This is a genomic window from Sphingomonas vulcanisoli (assembly GCF_011761305.1).
Taxonomy (GTDB): Bacteria; Pseudomonadota; Alphaproteobacteria; order Sphingomonadales; family Sphingomonadaceae; genus Sphingomonas_I; species Sphingomonas_I vulcanisoli.
The window spans coordinates 158,944-176,983 of record NZ_JAAOZC010000005.1 but is presented as its reverse complement, the minus strand read 5'-3'; the positions used below and the strand labels follow the sequence as shown (position 1 = coordinate 176,983).

Annotated in this window: 15 protein-coding genes and 1 tRNA gene; 7 read left to right on the top strand and 9 right to left on the bottom strand. The window is 66.1% G+C overall.

What is annotated here, in order from left to right:
* Window positions 1–24: 24 nt before the first annotated feature.
* On the top strand, window positions 25–498 hold the full coding sequence (locus tag FHS31_RS11385; RefSeq protein WP_167073575.1) for a PilZ domain-containing protein: 474 nt from the start codon (window positions 25–27) through the stop codon (window positions 496–498).
* A gap of 54 nt (window positions 499–552) precedes the next feature.
* Window positions 553–1,254, top strand: coding sequence for a M24 family metallopeptidase (locus tag FHS31_RS11380; protein WP_167073573.1), 702 nt, complete (start codon window positions 553–555; stop codon window positions 1,252–1,254).
* On the opposite strand, the gene FHS31_RS11375 is transcribed toward FHS31_RS11380, so the two are convergent.
* Window positions 1,251–2,300, bottom strand: coding sequence for a glycosyltransferase family 4 protein (locus FHS31_RS11375; RefSeq protein ID WP_167073571.1), 1,050 nt, complete (start codon window positions 2,298–2,300; stop codon window positions 1,251–1,253). The genes FHS31_RS11380 and FHS31_RS11375 overlap by 4 nt on opposite strands.
* Complete coding sequence (locus FHS31_RS11370) at window positions 2,297–3,232, bottom strand: UDP-2,3-diacylglucosamine diphosphatase (RefSeq protein ID WP_425057228.1); 936 nt, start codon at window positions 3,230–3,232, stop codon at window positions 2,297–2,299. The genes FHS31_RS11375 and FHS31_RS11370 overlap by 4 nt, the downstream gene beginning before the upstream one ends.
* Before the next feature lie 169 nt (window positions 3,233–3,401).
* Here FHS31_RS11370 and FHS31_RS11365 point away from each other — a divergent pair, with 169 nt between their 5' ends.
* Entirely contained in the window at window positions 3,402–4,034 is a 633-nt protein-coding gene (locus FHS31_RS11365) for a class I SAM-dependent methyltransferase (protein ID WP_167073569.1), read from the top strand.
* A gap of 5 nt (window positions 4,035–4,039) precedes the next feature.
* A complete protein-coding gene (locus tag FHS31_RS11360) occupies window positions 4,040–4,690 on the top strand; it encodes a hypothetical protein (RefSeq protein ID WP_243843422.1) in 651 nt (216 codons plus the stop codon).
* 122 nt (window positions 4,691–4,812) lie between these two features.
* On the opposite strand, the gene FHS31_RS11355 is transcribed toward FHS31_RS11360, so the two are convergent.
* Window positions 4,813–6,468 carry an aminotransferase class III-fold pyridoxal phosphate-dependent enzyme gene (locus tag FHS31_RS11355; RefSeq protein ID WP_167073567.1) on the bottom strand — a complete coding sequence of 552 codons (1,656 nt, stop codon included), beginning with the start codon at window positions 6,466–6,468 and terminating at the stop codon, window positions 4,813–4,815.
* Window positions 6,469–6,501: 33 nt separating this feature from the next.
* Here FHS31_RS11355 and asd point away from each other — a divergent pair, with 33 nt between their 5' ends.
* Window positions 6,502–7,353 carry an archaetidylserine decarboxylase gene (gene asd / locus FHS31_RS11350; protein WP_167073565.1) on the top strand — a complete coding sequence of 284 codons (852 nt, stop codon included), beginning with the start codon at window positions 6,502–6,504 and terminating at the stop codon, window positions 7,351–7,353.
* A 103-nt stretch (window positions 7,354–7,456) separates the two neighbouring features.
* Here the strand turns inward: asd and FHS31_RS11345 are convergent, their stop codons facing one another.
* From FHS31_RS11345 to FHS31_RS16445, 5 genes are all read right to left on the bottom strand, one after another.
* On the bottom strand, window positions 7,457–8,185 hold the full coding sequence (locus FHS31_RS11345; RefSeq protein ID WP_167073563.1) for a ParA family protein: 729 nt from the start codon (window positions 8,183–8,185) through the stop codon (window positions 7,457–7,459).
* Between the two features lie 32 nt (window positions 8,186–8,217).
* Window positions 8,218–8,294 (bottom strand) — tRNA-Pro (locus FHS31_RS11340).
* Between the two features lie 47 nt (window positions 8,295–8,341).
* Window positions 8,342–11,944, bottom strand: a complete 3,603-nt coding sequence (locus tag FHS31_RS11335; protein ID WP_243843421.1) for an error-prone DNA polymerase — start codon at window positions 11,942–11,944, stop codon at window positions 8,342–8,344.
* A complete protein-coding gene (locus tag FHS31_RS11330) occupies window positions 11,941–13,467 on the bottom strand; it encodes a Y-family DNA polymerase (RefSeq protein ID WP_341786347.1) in 1,527 nt (508 codons plus the stop codon). The genes FHS31_RS11335 and FHS31_RS11330 overlap by 4 nt, the downstream gene beginning before the upstream one ends.
* 76 nt (window positions 13,468–13,543) lie before the next feature.
* Complete coding sequence (locus tag FHS31_RS16445) at window positions 13,544–14,206, bottom strand: ImuA family protein (RefSeq protein ID WP_243843420.1); 663 nt, start codon at window positions 14,204–14,206, stop codon at window positions 13,544–13,546.
* 173 nt (window positions 14,207–14,379) lie between these two features.
* Between FHS31_RS16445 and FHS31_RS11325 the strand changes: the two genes are divergently transcribed.
* The gene (locus FHS31_RS11325) at window positions 14,380–14,694 is read left to right on the top strand and encodes a hypothetical protein (RefSeq protein WP_167073559.1); all 315 of its coding nucleotides are present in this window, start codon (window positions 14,380–14,382) and stop codon (window positions 14,692–14,694) included.
* Here the strand turns inward: FHS31_RS11325 and miaB are convergent.
* Window positions 14,691–16,013 carry a tRNA (N6-isopentenyl adenosine(37)-C2)-methylthiotransferase MiaB gene (gene miaB / locus FHS31_RS11320; RefSeq protein WP_167073557.1) on the bottom strand — a complete coding sequence of 441 codons (1,323 nt, stop codon included), beginning with the start codon at window positions 16,011–16,013 and terminating at the stop codon, window positions 14,691–14,693. The genes FHS31_RS11325 and miaB overlap by 4 nt on opposite strands.
* A 312-nt stretch (window positions 16,014–16,325) precedes the next feature.
* Between miaB and FHS31_RS11315 the strand changes: the two genes are divergently transcribed.
* On the top strand, window positions 16,326–17,966 hold the full coding sequence (locus tag FHS31_RS11315; RefSeq protein WP_167073555.1) for a ribonuclease J: 1,641 nt from the start codon (window positions 16,326–16,328) through the stop codon (window positions 17,964–17,966).
* Window positions 17,967–18,040 lie beyond the last annotated feature (74 nt).

Sequence of the window (18,040 nt, the reverse complement as noted above, 5' to 3'; positions counted from 1 at the left end):
CGCTGTGGCCTATATCGCGGTGCCATGACCTCCCCCAGCCGATCGACCGAAGCGCGCCGTGCCACCCGCCGCAAGACCGCCGCGCCCAGCACCGTGCGCGCCGATTCGGGCGGGCCGGTGGACGCCGTCGTCAGCGATGTCTCGATCACCGGCGCGCGCATCTCCTGCAGCGCCGAACTGCGCGTGGGTCAGGAGGTGACGATTGGGCTGGCCAGCGTCGGTACGGTGCGCGGCATCATCATGTGGCGGCGCGACGACAGCTACGGTCTCGCTTTCGCGCAGCCGCTGGCCGAGGATGCCGCCGCGCGCGCTTTCACCGCGCCCACGGTGGTCGAACTCGTCCGCCGCCGTCCCGAAGCTGAAGCCGATACGGAGACAGCGACCGACGACCGCGAGCTTTACGCCGAGGGGACTGGCTGGCTCAGCGCGCTGCTGTTTACGGTCGTTTTGGGCGCCTTGGCGGCGGCGCTGGTGCTGCGCGGGCTGGGCTGGTCCTGATCCTTTCGCCGCAACGGCTTTGATCGCGGGCCGACGACGTGAAATAAGCGCGTCATGGCGACGGACCTGACCCATGACGCCGATCGATTGCAGGGCCTGAAAGCAGCCGAGGCGCGCGCCTTTGCTCTGCTCGATGCGATCGAGGAGGCGGGGATCATCGCTGTCGGGCGAACCGAGCTGGCGATCGAGCGCGACATTTTCGCGATCGCCGCGCGCGATTTCGGCGTTACCGATCATTGGCACGATCGCGTGGTGCGCGCCGGGGTCAACGCGCTCTGCATCGCGGGCGAGGCGGCGCCTGATCGCGTCGTGGCCGAAGACGATATCCTGTTTCTCGATCTCGGCCCGGTGTTCGGCGATTGGGAGGCCGACGTCGGGCGCAGCTATGTGGTGGGTGACGATCCCGAGAAGCACCGGCTGGTCGCCGATCTGGAAGTGGTTTTTGAAGGGCTGCGGCAGATGTATGCGTGCAGCCCCGATATGACGGGTGCGGATCTGTTTGCCGCGGCGGAACGCGAGGCGGCGGCGCGGGGCTGGCGCTTCGGCGGCCAGATTGCGGGGCATGTCGTCGGCGAATTTCCCTATGCGCGCAGCCCAGCCGGGCGTGACGGCGGCAGGGTAAGCCCGGCGAACACGGGCCGGATGCGCGATCCCGATAGCCTGGGCCAGGCGCGGCACTGGATCCTGGAGGTGCATCTCGTCTCGCCGGATGGCCGATTCGGCGGCTTCTACGAGCGGCTGCTGCTGCCGGATTAAGCGGCGAGACGGGTGAGGGCGGGGCGGCGCTCAAGTCCCGCGAGAAACTGGTCGGTCGAGGCATCCCAGCTATAGCGGCGCCCCTCGGCGATGCAGTCGCGGCGCTGCGCGGCCAGCGCGCGGTCGATCGCCACGCCGAGGTCTTGATCGAGCGCGCCGATCGGGGCCGATCCTTGCCCGCATCCGTCGCGGCCGATCACGTCGAGCGGGCCGGGAACCGGATAGGCCGCGACCGGCACGCCCGAGGCCAGCGCCTCGATCATCACCATGCCGAACGTATCGGTCTTGCTCGGGAAAACGAACAGATCGGCCGCCGCATAGGCCTGCGCCAGCGCGGGGCCGTGCAGCGCGCCGAGGAAGCGGGCACTCTGATAAACCTGTTCCAGTTGCGCGCGCGCAGGGCCGTCGCCGACGATCACCTTGGTGCCGGGCGTCGGGCAATCGAGGAAGGCGGCGATATTCTTCTCGACCGCGACGCGACCGACATAGAGCTGGATGGGGCGGGGCAGGCCGACGAGGTCGGGCAGGCGCGCGACCCGCCCCGTGAACAGCGACAGATCGACGCCCCGCGACCAGAGATGGCTGTGCGGCAGGCCGTTCGCCGCAAGCTCGGCGGCAAGCGTGCCGGTCGAAACCATGATCTGCGCAGCGGGCACATGAAAGTGGCGGACGATCGGCCAGAACAATTTCGGCGGAAGCCCAGTACGCAGCGCAACATAATCGGGAAAGCGGGTGTGGAAGCTGGTCGTGAACGGCCTGTTCTCCGCCAGGCACCAGCGCCGCGCCGCCCAGCCGAGCGGGCCTTCGGTAGCGATATGGACGGCGTCGGCATCGAGTCCGTTCAGCCGCCGCGCTACCTCCCGCCCGCAACCCAGCGCCAGCCGTATCTCGGGGTAGGAAGGGCAGGGGATGGTGCGGAAGGCGTCCGGCGTAATCGTTTCGATGTCGTAACCACGTCTGCGGAGACGGTCGACCGTCGTCGCCAGCGTCCGGACGACGCCGTTGACCTGCGGCGCCCAGGCATCGCTGACCAGTGCAATCTTCATGTCGTCACTAGGGCGATGTTGCTGAAGTTATGAACCTCGCCCTGCTTCCCGGCCATCGCCTCGATGCGGTTTTTCTCGGCCCAGTCCAGGATCTCCATCGCGCCGTCGAAATGCTCGACCAGCGCGGTGCAGCTCTCCACCCAATCGCCGTCGTTGTAATAGGTGACATCGCCGAACTGGCGGATCTCGGCTGAATGGATGTGGCCGCAGACCACGCCATCGACATGCGCCTCCGCCGCCGCGCGCGCGACGGCTTCCTCAAAGCTGCAGATGAAGGCGACGGCGTTCTTGACCCGCTTCTTCATATAAGCGGAGAGCGACCAATAGGGCAGGCCCCACTTCCGCCGCACCCAATTGAGCCCGATGTTCGCCTTCAGCAGCAATTCGTAGGCAGAGTCGCCGAGGAAGGCCAACCACTTGTGGTATAGCACCACGCCATCGAACTGATCGCCATGCAGCACCAGCAGGCGGCGCCCGTCGGCAGTTTCGTGGATGACCTGATTGACGATCGTCACGTCCCCGAACGCGAGGCCGGTATAATCGCGCAGCAATTCGTCATGATTGCCGGGGACGTAAATGACGTGCGTGCCATGCTTGGCCATCTTGAGCACGCGGCGGACGACATCGTTATGCTTGGGCGGCCAGTACCAGCCCTTGCGCAGCCGCCAGGCATCGATGATGTCGCCGACCAGATACAGCGTCTCGCACTCGATCGATTTGAGGAAATCGATCAGCAGATCGGCGTTGCAGCCCGACGTGCCGAGATGCACGTCGGAAATCCACACGGTGCGGTAGCGGGTGCGCTGGCGCTTCTCGGGCTTGGGCTCGGGTTCGTTGAGCCAGGCGGGCAGATCGACGCCGGCAAAGGGATTTGAACGGGAGGAAAGGGCATCGCGCCGGGCGACGGTCGGAAATTGCGGCAAGGAAGCCAAGCTCTCGATCCTCGCGTCGTTGTCGTCGATGCTTCAATACAGCGGCGACATGAAAGCTTCGGGACAGACAGGTTTCAGTTCCGCGACGCTTCGTCACAAAAATATCCACCAATTGTAGTCATAATGTCTCCGAAATAGCCGATGCTCTTGTGGTCATCGGAGTATGTTCATGGCTGTTGTAATGGAAACCCGGAACGTCGCAGCGGCTTACGACCGTTGGGCGCCGATCTACGACCTTGTCTTCGGTGCGGTGTTCCGGCGCGGGCGCAGCGCGGCGATCGCCGCCGCCGATCGCCTCGGCGGGCGCGTGCTGGAGGTCGGCGTCGGCACCGGCCTGTCGCTGCCGCAATATGGCCGCCAGTGCCGCCTGTTCGGCATCGATATCTCGGACAAGATCCTCGACAAGGCCCGCGAGCGCGCCGCCAAGCTCCCCAACGTCGAGGCGATCGAGGTGATGGATGCCGAGGCGCTGCGGTTCGAGGACGGCGCGTTCGACAGTGTCGTCGCGCAATATGTCATCACCGCCGTTCCCAATCCCGAGAAGGCGCTCGACGAGTTCGCGCGGGTCGTCCGCAAGGGCGGCGAGATCATCATCACCACGCGGATCGGCGCGGGCGTCGGTCTGCGCGGGCGGATCGAAAAGCTGCTGATGCCGATCACCAGCCGCCTCGGCTTCCGCACCGAATTCCCGTTCGAACGCTACGCCGCCTGGGCGCTGCGCAACGGCAAGGTCCGCCTGGCCGAGCGCAGCGCGCTGCCGCCGCTTGGCCATTTCGAACTGCTCCGCTTCACCAAGATTTGAGGGCCATGATGGCAACGCTTCCCAAACCCGATCTCAGCAAACCGAAAGCCAAGGTCGCCGAATTCCGCGCCCAGCTCGATGAGCAGCGCTGGGACGATCACCGCTATTACCACCACTGCCTGATCAACCAGAGCCTGCATTTCCTTTCGGCAAGCACGTTCATTGGTGCCTATGTGCTGCTGTTCAAGGATCCGGCGCTGGCCGGGCTGCTCGGCTGGGGCGTGGCGATGACCAGCCGCCAGGCGGGCCACTTCTTCTTCGAGCCCAAAGGGTATGACGTCGAAAACCAGGCGACGCACCAGTATAAGGAGGAGATCAAGGTCGGCTACAATCTCGCCCGCAAGATCGTCTTCATGACGCTGTGGGCGCTGTCGCCTTTGCTGCTCGTGCTGAACCCGACCTTGTGGGGCGTGTTCGCGCCGCTGCCGGGGCCGATCGGCTTTCTCCGCCATGTCGGGCTGATGTGGGTGGTGCTGGGCGCGGGCGGGCTGCTGTTCCGAACCTTCCAGCTCTTCTTCATCCGCGATGTGCCGACCGGCATCGTCTGGGCGACCAAGATTATCACCGATCCGTTCAACGACTTCAAACAATATAAGAGCGCGCCGATGCGTCTGCTCAAGGGCGAACGCTACGACGCGGCGATCGCCATGCGGTGAAGCAGGGAAAGCCCCTCCCCTTCAGGGGAGGGGTTGGGGTGGGGGAGTCCGGCAAATCCCATGTGCGACGGTGCCAATGGAGAGGCCCCACCCCCAAACCCCTCCCCTGAAGGGGAGGGGCTTTACCGTCCCAACCGCTTCGCCAAAGCCTCCCGCATCACAGCCCGGCGCAATGTCTTGTTGGTCGCCTTGGCATCGTGCCACCACCAGCCGTCCGCCTGCATCGCCTGGCACGCGCGCACGAACCGCGCGACCACCTCGTCGAAGTCCGCATCCGTATAGTTGAGGCTGAATATGATCCGCCCCGTGCCCACCCAGCTCAGCAGCAGCCCTTCGGCGCGGAGATAATATTGCAGCATCCAGTTGAAGCGCGACGGCACATCATAGAGCACTGTCCAGATCGAGCTGAGGTGCGCGACGCGAACCGGCACGCCCGCCGCCGCCAGCGCCGCAGTCATCCGCGCGGCGCGCATGTTCCAGCAAATGTCGAGGCCGTCGTAGAGCTTGGCGCCCTCGGGACCCTCGATATGGCGAAGGAAGCCGTTCATCGCCGCCATCACATAAGGGTGCGAATTGAAGGTGCCGCGCGCGAAGCAGATATCGAGCGGGCGATCGGGATTGTAGCGGCGCATCAGCGCCGCCTTGCCGACCAGCGCGCCGATCGGCAGCCCGCCGCCCAGCGTCTTGCCATAGGTGATCATATCGGGCGCGATCCCGAAATATTCGGCCGCCCCACCCTTGGCCAGACGGAAGCCGGTGAAGACATCGTCGAGGATCAGGACGATGCCGCGCCGCCGGCACACCGCCGCGAGCTCCCGCAGCCATTCGGCATAGGCTTCCCGCTCGGTGCCGCCGGCGCGGCGACCGCCATCGACGAGCTGATTGTCCGAGGGCGCGCCGCCGTTGGGGTGGAGCGCCTGCAGCGGGTTGATCAGCACGCAGGCGATGTTGCGCTTGGTCTCCAGGATGCCGAGCGTGCGCTCGCTCATCTCGCTCAGCGTGTATGTGCCGTCGGCGGGAACGGGGTTGCCGATGCCGGGCTGCACATCGCCCCACCAGCCATGATAGGCGCCGCAGAACCGCACGAGATGGCTGCGGCCGGTATGATAGCGCGCCAGCCGCACCGCCTGCATCACCGCCTCGGTGCCCGACATGTGGAAACTGACCTCGTCCAGCCCGGTCAGCGCCTTCAATCGCGCGACATTGTCTGCAACGATCGGGTGCAATGCGCCGAGGAAGGGACCGAGATCGCCGACCTGTTCGACGGCATCGGCGATCATGCCCTTATAGGCATCGGTGCCGAGCAGGTTAACGCCGTACGAGCCGGTGAGATCGTAGAAGGCGTTGCCGTCCACATCCCAGACCTGCACGCCTTCCGATCGTTCGGCGAAGCCGCCGACGCCCAGCTTGCCGCGCACCATCTGCGCGAACGGGAAGGGCACGCGGTACGCGCCGGTGAACTGCAGGTCCGATATGCCCGGCGCGGCCTCGGCGGTCAGCGCGCGGCCCTTGGGGAAGCGTTCGGCATAGAGCGTGGCGAGGCGATCGAGCCCGGCGCGGCGGCGGGCAATCACTTCGTCCGGTGCGCCGTCGCAGCCGAAGAAGGCCTGTTCATCATAGGCGAAGCCCGGGATCTGGGCGGCGATGCGGCGCGACCAGCGCGGATGGCCGGCCATCGATGTGTGCTTGGCGCGCGAAAGCTTGAGGCGGCGGTGGCCGGCGGTGCCGGCGCCGACCGTGACGGTGCCGAGCGCGAGAAGGGAGAGGAGGGTCTGCATGATCCATCATAACCGGGGCGCGGAGAAGCAATTGTGACAGTCCGGCGAAGCATCGCGCGTATGGTGGCGAACGAGGAACTCAACTTCCTGTTGACCAACCGCATCCCGCGGCGGGCGGCGACGCGCTTTCTCGGCTGGTTCAGCAAGATCGAGCGGCCTTGGGTGGCGCGCCCGTCGATCGCGGTGTGGCGGCTGTTTTCGGACGTCGATCTCACCGACGCTGCCGAGACGACGTGGCCGAGCATGCACGCCTGCTTCACGCGCAGCCTCAAGCCCGGCGCGCGGCGCTTCGTGGAGCAGGGCGTTGCCAGCCCTTGCGATGCGATCGTCGGCGCGCATGGGCCGATCGCGGGCGACCAAGTCCACCAGATCAAGGGCGCGCCCTATGCCTTAAGCGAACTGCTCGGCAGCGCTAAGGATGCGACGGCGATGGCGGGCGGCAGCTTCGTCACGCTGCGGCTGACGGCGGGGATGTACCACCATTTCCACGCGCCCTGCGATCTGATCGTGGAGCGCGTCACCTACATTTCGGGCGATTGCTGGAACGTCAACACGCCCGCGCTCAAGCGGGTCGAGCGGCTGTTTTGCCGAAACGAACGCGCCGCGATCCACTGCCGCCTGCCCGATGGCCGGCCGCTGGTGCTGGTCGCGGTGGCGGCGGTGCTGGTGGCGAGCATAAGGCTGACCTTCCTCGATACGCGCGCGGCGATCCGGGTGGGCGGGCCGCGCACGATCGCGGTCGGTAAGGCGGTCGCGCGCGGCATGGATATGGGGTGGTTCGAGCATGGCTCGACGATTGTCGTGTTGCTGCCGGAAGGCATGGCGCTGGCGGGGGGCATCGAGACGGACCAGCATCTGCGCGCGGGCGCAACGCTGGCCTTTTGATCCTCCCCCGCCAGGGGAGGATGACATGTGCGGGCGTCTCGCTTCCGCCCCTCCGTCAGGCTGGCGCCTGCCACCTCGCCCTGGCGGGGGAGGATTATAGACGTCAGCCCTTTACCAAACGCCGCTCCACCACCCGCCACAAGTCTGCGATCGCGATCGCCGCCGGGCTCTTCGGGGCATAAGCGCCAAGCGGCGCGTGCCGGTCGGCCATTTGCTCCATCGCCGTCGCCATCGGGATCGCGGGCTGGTCCGGCGCCGCCGCGATGGCATCGCGGTGCGCGCCGCGGCGGCGGTCGACGAGGTTGAACACCGGCAACACCGGCGGCGCATTCTTGCGGGCATCGAGGTGTGCGCGCAGCTCGTCGGCCGCCCGCGTCGAAAGCGTCGACGGGATCATCGGCAGCAGGATCAGGTTGGCGCCGCGAATCACCTGCTCGGCGGTGAGGCCGAGGCCCGGCGGGCAATCGATGATGATCCGGTCATAGCTTTTGGCGAGGATATCGCCGATCTTGCGCAGTCGTTTCTTGGCGTCGATCTCGGCGAATTGCAGATCGAGCGTGCGCAGCGTCGCATCGGCGGGGAGGAGATCGAGGCCAGCGATGCGGGTCTCGACGATCGCCTTTTCGGGGGCCACATCGCGCTCGATCACCTCGCTGGCGTCGCGCGCGTTCTTGCGGTTGGGGCAGAGGATGAAGCTCGCCGCGGCTTGCGCGTCGAGATCCCAGAGCAGGGTCTTGCGGCTGGAGAGCACCGCCGCCGCCCAGGCCAGATTTACCGCCAGGCTGGTTTTGCCGACACCGCCCTTGGAACTGTAGACCGCCAGCGTCGCCATCGATGCACGTCCTTATCGGGCGGCTAAAGAGTTGGTCGGGGAGAGAGGATTCGAACCTCCGGCCCTCTGGTCCCAAACCAGATGCGCTACCAGGCTGCGCCACTCCCCGACTTGGCAGCGCCATAGAGCAGGGTTTCGCTGAGTGCCAGACTTCCCTTAGTGAAAGTCGCGACTTTTGGGCAGCACGCGCATATCACGCGGATGGCGGCGGCCGCCGGAGCCCTGCGCCGTGTAGTTCGGATGCGCGAAGACATCGGCGCGGGCGAGCGGCTGGCGGGTCTGATGCTCTTCGGAAAGGCGGGAGAGTTCGGCGGTGCGATCGTGAACCCGTGCGGTCATCAGGTGGGGGATGCGCATGGTCTCCCCGTCAGGCATCGTCTCTTCGGTGATCTGGACGATGCCCTCGGCCAGCATCAGCCGCGCCGCCATCACGGCCACACGGTTCCGCTCGAAATCGCGCGCCCAGAGCAATAGGTTGGCGACCCCGGTCTCATCCTCCAGCGTGATGAAGATGGCGTTGCCCTTGCCCGGTCGCTGGCGGACGAGCACCACCCCCGCCACCCTGGCGCGCGCGCCATCCTTGAGCCGGTTGAGATCGGCGGCGCGCGTCACGCGCTCGGCATCGAAGATCGGCCGCAGGAAGGTCATCGGATGCGCTTTCAGCGATAGCCGCACCATCTGATAATCGGCCGCCACCTCCTCGCTCAGCGGCATGGCGGGGAGGCGAGCGTCCGCCTCCTCGCGCAGTTCGCGCGCATCGGCGGCGGCAAACAACGGCAAGGTATCGCCCGGCATCCGGTGAACCTCCCACAAGGCATTGCGGCGGTTGAGATCGAGCGATCCGAACGCATCGGCATCGGCCAGCAGGCGGAGCGCGCGCGTGGGAAGTTGGTGCGAAAGCCACTCGATCTCTTCCCCGGGACGCGGCGGTGGCGCGTCCCCAAAGCCGGGCCTGTCATAAGCGATCGGCAGGATGCTTTGCATCTTGTCATAGACCCTCTGCCCCGCACGCCCGGGCCGCATGGCCGCATCGGCACAGGGACGCTCCACCCACTCCTGTTTGAACCCATCGATCTGGCGAAACCCCAGCCGGACGGCAGGCCCGTTCGTGCCAGGTTCGAGCTTATTATCCCAGCCGCTGGACATCACATCCACCGGCCGCACCTCCACCCGATGCGCCTCCGCGTCACGGACGATCTGGGCGGGTGCGTAAAACCCCATCGGCTGCGAATTGAGCAGCGCCGCGCAGAAAGCGGCGGGGTAGCGGCATTTGATATAGCTGGAGACATAGACCAGCAGCGCAAAGCTTTGCGCATGGCTTTCCGGAAAACCATAACTGCCGAAGCCCTCGATCTGTTTGTAGCAACGCTCTGCGAAATCGGCTGTATAGCCGCGCTTGGTCATGCCGCCGACCAGCTTGGCCTTGAAATCCTCCATTCCGCCGATGTTGCGGAATGTCGCCATCGCGCGGCGCAGGCGATTGGCCTCGTCGGGCGTGAAAGCGGCCGCGGTGATCGCCAACCGCATTGCCTGCTCCTGAAAGAGCGGCACGCCGAAGGTCTTGCCGAGCAACTGTTCCAGCTCATCGGGCGGGCCATAGGCGGGATCGGGCTCCGGAAATTCAGCCTTTTCCAGCCCGGCGCGGCGCCGCAGATAGGGGTGCACCATATCACCCTGGATCGGCCCCGGTCGGACGATGGCGACCTGGACGACAAGATCGTACAATTCGCGCGGCTTCAGCCGGGGCAGCATGTTCATCTGTGCCCGGCTCTCGACCTGGAACACGCCCAGACTGTCGCCGCGGCAGAGCATGTCATAAACGTCAGGCTGGCCCTGTTCGATATTCGCAAGTGTGTAAGCGGGGCCGCCGTCCTTTCGGATGAGATCGAAAGCCTTGCGGATGCAGGTCAGCATGCCGAGCGATAGAATATCGACCTTCATCAGGCCCAGCACGTCGATATCGTCCTTGTCCCATTCGATGAAGGTACGATCCTCCATCGCCGCATGGTGCAGCGGCACCGTCTCGACGAGCGCATGTTCGGTCAGCACATAGCCGCCAACATGCTGGGAGAGATGGCGGGGAAACGGCGCCTTGAGCAGCTGCGCCACGAAGTGATTGAGCCGCGCGATCTCGGCATTATCGAGGCTGAAGCCGGTTTCGGCGTATCGCTTTTCTTCCATCACGGTCGAAAAGCTCCCCCAGACGGTGGAGACGAGGCGGGAGGTGATGTCTTCCGTCAGACCGAGCGCCTTGCCGACCTCCCGCACCGCAGACCGCGAGCGATAGTGAATGACCGTCGCCACGATGCCGGCACGGTGGCGGCCATAGCGTTGGTAGATATATTGCATCACCTCCTCGCGCCGCTCATGCTCGAAATCGACGTCGATATCGGGCGGCTCTTTCCGCTCTTCGGAGAGGAAGCGGCTGAAGAGCAGGTTGTTCGCGGCCGGATCCACCGAGGTGATGCCCAGCAGGTAACAGACCATCGAATTGGCGGCGGAGCCGCGGCCCTGGCACAGGATCGGAGGCTCCTGCGATCGCGCGAACTTCACCACATCGTGCACGGTAAGAAAATAATAAGGATAGTTGCAGCGGCGGATGAGGCGGAATTCCTCCATCAGCATGCCGATCACTTTGCGGGGAACGGTCCTGCCAGGCCACTTTTCACGCGCGGCCTCGATCACCAGATGCTGTAGCCAGCGTTGCGGCTGCCAACCTTCCGGCACGGGTTCGTGCGGATATTCATATTCCAATTGGCTCAGATCGAAACTCACGCGGGCCAGCAGCTTCGTCGTTTCCTCGATCGCTTTTGGATACGCCTTGAAGAGTTCAAGCATCTCCTGTGGGGACTTGAGGTGACGATCGGCATTGGCTTCCAGCGCGCGCCCTGCATGCGGGATCGTCAGGCCCAGGCGAATGCAGGTTAGCACGTCCTGCAGCGGACGATCCTGCGCTGTGGCATAAAGCGCATCGTTGACCGCGATCAGCGGCACCCTGGCTTTGGCGGCGACTCGCGCGTGCCGCTTCAGGCGGCGGTCATCCTTGCCGTCCATTCGGGGGGCGATGCCAAGCCACACGCGATCGGGCGCCGCGCGGCGCAGGCGGGTCAGGATGGCTTCAAGCTGTAAGTCGTCATGCCGATTGGGCTTTAGCTGCGTGACCGTGGCGGAAAGCCGTGATTCCTCCAAAACATGGCCTCCGCCGGATATTTCGGAAGGGCCAGGAAACCGCAGCACATTGCCCGATCCCGGATCGCCCGGCAGCACCGTCTGATTTTCCGGCTGCCGCGCCTTCCCCTCTCCTTCCCGCCGGCTGCTCTCCGGCAGAACGATCAGCAGCAGGCCATCGATATGATCCAGCAAATCCTTGAATTTGAGGACGCAATCGCCCTTGTCGGCCTTGAGATTGCCGTTGGAAAGCATCCGGCACAGGCTTCCCCAGCCATGCCGGTTCTCGGGATAAGCAATGATGTCCGGCGTGCCGTCGGCGAAAACCAGGCGCGCGCCGGTGACGAGTTTGAGCATCGGCTGGATCGGCCCTCGCACCAGATCCTGCGCCTTCTCCCTCTTGTCCTTGAGCGCACCCCAGGCGCGCACCACCCCGGCGACGGTGTTGCGGTCGGCAATGCCCAGCCCTTTATAGTGCAACGCCATCGCGCGATGGACCATGTCGCTGCCGTGGCTGGCGCCATGGAGAAAGGAGAAATTGGTGGCTGCCGCCAGCTCGGCGTAAGCGGGCATTTCGCTGCCCTTGCTCATGCGAACAGCCCGTGCAGATACCAGCCGGGCCGCCCCTTCTCCGCCTGCAACCCGTGGCGGAACAGCCAGAAGCGGTGGCCGTCTGCATCCTCCACCCGATAATAATCGCGCGTCAGCCCGCCCGCGCCGGGAGGCAGCGGCAGATTGTGGTCCTCCGCATCGCGGCGGCGCCAGATATCCGCCGCGATGCTGCGCCGCCACCATTCGGCGGCGATGCGCTCGGGTCCTTCCCAGCGCGCCACCTCATGCGCCTGGCCCTTCCAGACGAAGCGGCGCGGCGGCCCCATCGGCAGGCCGTAAGTCACATCCACGCGCGCCGGGGGATCGAGCAGGCGCAGCGGGCGCGCGGGCGGATCGGGATCGGTGGGGCGCCGCCATGCGCCGGGCTCGCCGGGTGGCGCCAGCATCGCCGCGCATTCGGGCAGATGGCTGTTGAGCGGCACGGCGCGGCGGATACTGTGCGGCCCGAGGCGGGCGGCGAGGCGATCGATCAGCTGGGCGAGGGGCTCGGCGGGATCGCGCGTCTCCTCGAGCCCGGTCTGCGCGGGCGCGAGCGGTTCGGTGGCGGGCACGTCCAGCCGCACGCAATCGAAGCCGAAGCCGGGATCGATCGGATCCGACAAGGCCTCCAGCCGCTCGCGGAACAGCCGCATCACGATCGCAGGATCGCGCACCGGGCGCCCGGTCTCGACGCTGAGCAGCGGCACCGCGCCATCGCTGCGGAACAACCGCGCGATGAAGCGGCGGCCGCCCGCGTGGCGATCGAGCAGGCTGACGGCGGCCTGGCCGAGCAAATCCTCCAGGCAGGCGAGGGCATCCTCGACGCGCCCGATCGGCTCGGCGAAGCGGCGCAGCGCGAAGATCGGGGGCAGCGCGCGTTCGGGCGTGATCCGCCGATCCTCCTCGCCCAGCAGGCGGCCGAGCCTGAGCGCGAGATCGCCGAACCGCGCGGCGAGCATCCGGCGCGGGCGGCAGGCGAGATCGGCGATCGTCTTGAGGCCTGCGCGGCGCAGCGCGGTGGTGGTCGCCGCGTCCGCCTCCAGCGCTTCGACGGGGAGAGCGAGGATGTCGCCTTCGAGCGCCCCGAAGCGCGCGCGGGCACGGGCCATTTCGGGCGTGTCGCCGAGGCCGAGCCGCGCGGTGACGCCCCCCGCTTTCAACCGCCCTGCGAGATCGCGGGCCAGCCCGCGCTCGTCGCCGAAAGGGTGCGCGCAGCCGCTGATGTCGAGCATCGCGCCGTCGCGCGGCTGGCTGGTGGCCATCGGCGTGTAGCGCGCGAGGCCCGCGACGATGCGGGCGAGCAGATCCGCTTCGGCCGCATGGTCGCGCTCGATCGCGACGAGTTCGGGGAAGCGGGCGCGGGCGTCGGCTAGGGTGAGATTGGGGGTAAGGCCCTTAGCTACAGCTGCCGGAGAGAGTGCGGTGAGGCGGACGGCATTGGCGATGCGATCGGTGAAGACGACCAGCTCATCTCCGGTACGCGGAGGTGGCGCGCCGCAGGCGTGACGGAGGGGGCTCTTCACAAGCGATGTGCCTGGTGGAGAGCCCCCTCCACCGCCTTCGGCGGTCCCCCTCCCCGTGCCGGGGAGGATTTTTGTGTTAGCCCGCCAGCTGTCGAACGCCAGTGTCGGCAGGAACAGCGCCAGGTAGCGGCGTGAAGGCTCCGGTCTCACGATCCCACTCCAGCCGCCAGCCGGGCGAGGGCGGGCCGCCGCGGCGGCGCACCAGGTCCACCGCAAAGGCGGGGCCGCCAGGCGCTTCCATCTCGATTGGCGTCGAGGGCGCGGCGGTGACCAGCCAGCGCGTTTCGGCCGACGAAGGCACTTGCCCCCCATGCCCGCGCAGCACCAGCGCGGTCACACCCGATCGTTCGGCGAAGAGCGTCAGCCGCCGGCTTTCTGTCAGCCCGATCGCCTTGGCGGCCGCCGCGGCATCCACCACCAATGTCCCCGCCGCGGGTGATCGCACGATATCGGCGGCGGCCTTGAGCAGCGCTTTTTCGCCCGTCACGCTTACGAACAAGATATGCTCCACCGCAAAGCCGAGCTCGGCAAGCCCCGGCCCATGCGGCAGGGTCTCGCGCGGGCCCAGCCAGACGATATGGCCCTGCGCGCCGCCCGCCTTCAGCGCCAGCATCAGCGCGAAGCCCGCCGCGCTCGGCCCCTCGCCCGCCGCTCCCGCATAGACTTCGTGGACCCGGCCGCGGGCGATCCCGCCGCCCAGCGCGGCATCCAGCCCGGCCACGCCCAACGGTCGCCGCAAGGGCGACTCCGCCGGGGAGGGCAGGGAAAAGGCAGGGCTCCTCCCCGCCGTCAAGGCACGCGACTCGCTCATCCATGTTCTTTATATGTTCTAAAAGAACAGATGAAGAGTCAAGCGCCCCACAAAAGGCACAATCGGCGCTCAGCGTGGTGCCCTTCGATGTGGAGAAGGCGATGTCGATCGCGCTATTATGGCTTCAAGTCAGCGCAACACCGCCTCTGCCTTCAATCGATTTCGATCTTGCCAAAGCCAAGGCGTTTTCAGGTTCGGGTTGCACACCGGGCAAGCGCGATGAAATTACCGTTTGCGGGCGCCGCGATTCTGATCGCTATCGCACCAAATCGATACCCGGCGCTTATGGTGACCAGCATATCACTGCGCAGGCCAGCCTACCCGGCAACGTCACAGCCACCGCACATGGTCAGGCGACTCCGCTTCCAACCGGCGGGCCGCCGCGCTTCATGCTGTCGCTGACGAAGCCCTTCTAAACGAACGCGGGCGTGCGCACCTGGCCGTTCATGCTCAGCGGTCCGGCGGCCGTGATCTCCACCGTCACCAGATCGCCGATCGCGCCGCCGTCGATCAGCACCGATTGCAGCCAGGGCGACTTGCCGAGCATTTGACCCGGCCGCTTGCCCGTGCGCTCGATCAGCACCTCGCACCGTTTGCCGATCGTCGCGCGATTGAATGCCATTTGCTGTTCGGCGAGCAGGGCCTGGAGCCGCTGCAGCCGTTCATCCGCTACTTCGGGCGCCACCGGATCGCCCATTGTCGCGGCGGGCGTGCCGGGGCGGGGGCTGTATTTGAAGCTGAACGCCTGCGCGTGGCCGATGGCGCGGACCACCGCCAGCGTATCCTCGAAATCCGCGTCGCTCTCGCCGGGAAAGCCGACGATATAATCGCCCGAGACGGCGATATCGGGCCGCGCGGCGCGGACGCGATCGATAAGGCGGAGATAGCCCGCAACGTCATGACCGCGATTCATCGCCTTGAGGATGCGGTCGCTTCCCGCCTGCACGGGCAGGTGGAGGAAGGGCATCAATTTGTCGATGTCGCGGTGCGCGGCGATCAGGCCGTCGGCCATGTCGTTGGGGTGGCTGGTGGTGTAGCGGATGCGCGCGAGGCCGGGCAGCGCCGCTAGCGCCTCGATCAGATCGTGCAGGCCGCGTCCGCCATCGGCCCAAGCGTTGACGTTCTGGCCGAGCAGGCTGATCTCCACCGCGCCATTGTCGATCAGCGCCTTGGCCTCGTCGATCAGCGCGTGCCATGGCCGTGAAATCTCGGCGCCGCGGGTGTAGGGCACCACGCAATAGGTGCAGAATTTGTCGCAGCCTTCCTGCACGGTGAGAAAGGCGGTCGGCCCCTGCTTGCGCCGCCGGGGCAGGCTTTCGAACTTGGACAGCGCGGGCATATCGGTATCCAGCGCGCGGCCTCCTGCCGTCGCCGCGCGCACCAGACCCGGCAGATTGTGATAGGCCTGCGGGCCGACGACGATATCCACTGCTTTCGCGCGCTTGGAGATCTCCGCGCCCTCGGCCTGCGCGACGCATCCCGCCACCGCGATCATCGGCTTGCCGCGCCCGGCGGTATCGGCGCGTTTCACGATGCGGCCGATGTCCGAATAGATTTTCTCGGCGGCTTTCTCGCGGATGTGGCAGGTGTTGAGCACGATCAGATCGGCGCTGTCGGCATCGGCTTCGGCCATGCCCTCGCTCGCCAGCAATTCGCCCATGCGCGCGCCGTCATAGACGTTCATCTGGCAGCCGAACGACTTGACGTGAAAGCTCTTGGGCGCGGCGCGGCTCATATCGGGCGCTCTATTCGACGAGGGGCGGATAAGAAAGTGCCCCGGACGGGTGACCGCCGGGGCACATTTCCTGTGGCGGCATCCTCTCCCGAGGACGCGGGCCTCTATGGACCTTAGCGTATCCCGGGCTGCCGCGCACCGGGTTAAAAGGGACTAACCTTAGCCGGCCAGTCCCGCAACAAATATTTTGCACCTATTTTGCGCAACATGCCTAAAACTTAGGCAAATGCTGCCCTTGCCCGCCCACGCTGAGGCTCTACAGGGAGAGGAAATCCGCGCGCGCGGCGCGCATCCCTCCTAATACGGCTTTCCATGACCATTCCCGGCAAAGAACTGCTTTTCCTCGCGCTCGGTGGATCGGGCGAGATCGGCATGAACGTCAATCTCTACGGCTGTGACGGCAAATGGGTGATGGTCGATCTCGGCCTCACTTTCGCCGATCCCGGCTATCCGGGGATCGACCTCGTGCTGCCCGATCTCGATTTCATCGAACGCCATCGCGATAGCCTGATCGGCATCGTACTGACACACGGCCATGAGGATCATATCGGCGCGATCCCCTATCTCGCCGCCGATCTCGGCGTGCCGCTCTATGCGACGCCGTTCACCGCCGGGCTGATCCGCGGCAAGCTGGAGGAAGAGGGCATCACCAAGCAGGTGAAGCTCAAGGTGATCGAGCGCGATTCGAGCTTCGATCTCGGGCCGTTCGGCTTCACCTATGTGCCGCTCGCCCACTCGATTCCCGAGGGCAATGCGCTCAAGATCACCACGCCTTACGGCACCATCTTCCACACCGGCGATTGGAAGATTGATGACGAGCCCCTGCTCGGCACCCCCTCCACCGCGGCGGAGCTGAGCGCGATCGGCGATGAAGGCGTGCTGGCGCTGGTCTGCGATTCGACCAATGTGTTCAACGATCACGCCAGCGGCTCCGAAGCTGCCGTGCGCGAAGGTCTCGATGGCGTGATCAAGGCGGCGGAGGGCCGCGTGCTCGTCACCACCTTCGCCTCCAATGCGGCGCGCGTGCAGACGCTGGGGCAGGTGGCGCGCGATTGCGGGCGGCAGCTCTGTGTCGCGGGGCGCTCGCTCGATCGCATCATCAAGGTCGCCAAGCAGACCGGCTATCTCCAGGATTTCCCGCCGTTGATCGATTTCGAGACGGCGATGAAGCTGCCGAAGCGTGAGGTGATGATCGTCGCCACCGGCGGACAGGGCGAATCGCGCGCGGCGCTGGCGCGGGTGGCGTTCGACAGCCACCAGATCAAGCTGAGCGCCGGCGATACCGTGGTCTTCTCGTCCAAGCAGATCCCCGGCAACGAAATGGCGATCGGCCGCATCCAGAATGCGCTGGTCACCAAGGGGATTCTGATGGTCACCGATCGTCAGGCGCACGTTCATGTTTCGGGTCATCCGGGCCGTCCCGAATTGGCGCTGATGTACAAATGGATCCGGCCCGAGATCATCCTGCCCGTCCATGGCGAGATGCGGCACATGGCCGAACAGGAGCGATTCGCGCGGGAGCAGGGTGTGCCGAAGGGCATCGTTCAGCAGAACGGCGATCTGCTGCGTCTTGCGCCCGATGGTCCTATGAAGATCGGCAACGAACGCGCGGGCCGCCTGATCCTCGACGGCGACGTCATCCTCCCCGCCGACGGCGCGACAATGAACGAGCGGCGCAAGATTGCCGTCAACGGGGTGATCTCGGTGACGGTGGCGCTGGGCAAGGACGGCCGCATCAAGGGCGAGGCCGCAGTGCAGATCCAGGGTATCCCGGTGGAAGAGGATCGCGAGGATTTCCTCGCCGATGCGCGCGATGCCGCTGCCGAAGCGGCTGAAAAAGGCGGGCGTGACGAGACCAAATTGCGCGAATCAATCCGCCTGGCGGTCCGCCGCCGCGCGACCAACTGGACGGGCAAGAAGCCGATCGTCGATGTCGCGGTGATCCGGGTCTGATCCTCCCCGGAACGGGGAGGTGGGATCGCGCAGCGATGAGAGAGTGGGGGCTCTCCGTTAAGCGTTGCGCTTGA